Source organism: Streptomyces sp. MB09-02B (assembly GCF_033794485.1).
Classification (GTDB): Bacteria; Actinomycetota; Actinomycetes; order Streptomycetales; family Streptomycetaceae; genus Streptomyces.
On sequence record NZ_JARGEE010000959.1, the window covers coordinates 1 to 770 of the forward strand.

The following is a 770-nucleotide window of genomic DNA, read 5'->3' on the forward strand; positions in this document are numbered from 1 at the left end:
CGGGATGGGGACTGGCTGGGGCCGTCGCACCGCTTGCCGACTTCTACGCCCCCTCGCCGTCCCCCTCCGTCACTTCACTCCGGGCCGCACATCAACCGGAACCCGCTGAAGTCCGCCGTGAACTCCGCTGCGACGAGGTCCTGGGCGTGGATGCCGGCCAGGGTTCCGGTGAAGCGGAGTCTGGGGCCGTAGTCGTCCGAGAGGTGGGTGAAGTCCAGGGGCGGGCCTACGGTGGCGCGGATGCCGTCGCGGAGGTACCAGAAGCGTGCCTCCCCACCGTCGATGCTCGCCCCCAGGGTGACTGGCCGGCCCGGCTCCACCTCGACGACGGCCACCTGCCGCGCACCGTCCTCGTCGCGCTCCAGGAGGCTGAGCACGGTACGGCCCTCGCCCCGCCACTGCTGGCCGTGCTGGGGTTCGCCCTCGGGCTCGGCCCAGGTCAGGTCGAGGCTGAGGTAGGACGCGGTGTTGTAGCGCAGGGTCAGTCCCGCGGCCTCGCCGAAGGTGCGCGGCCGGGCCTCCACGGTGACTTCCACCTCCGCCCGGTGCTCGGTGATCCGCTGCGCCAACACGCTCTGGTCCCACAGCGATTCCGGTCCCTGCCGGCCCCGCAGCCGTATCCAGCCGGGGCGGGTGGTCATGTCGACCCACGAGGCATCCGGCTCCGCCCGCAGACTGCTCCAGGGCCAGGTCGGCATCCCCGCGGCCTGCACCGCGCCGGCCGGCGCGGTGCAGGCCGCGGGGATGCCGACCTGGCCCTGGAGCAGTCT

General features: G+C 73.1%; 1 pseudogene. It reads right to left on the bottom strand.

Features of this window, described 5'->3' with window-relative positions:
• Positions 1-74: 74 nt before the first annotated feature.
• A pseudogene (locus tag P1P70_RS45320) lies at positions 75-770 on the bottom strand (glycoside hydrolase family 43 protein); the annotation flags it as partial.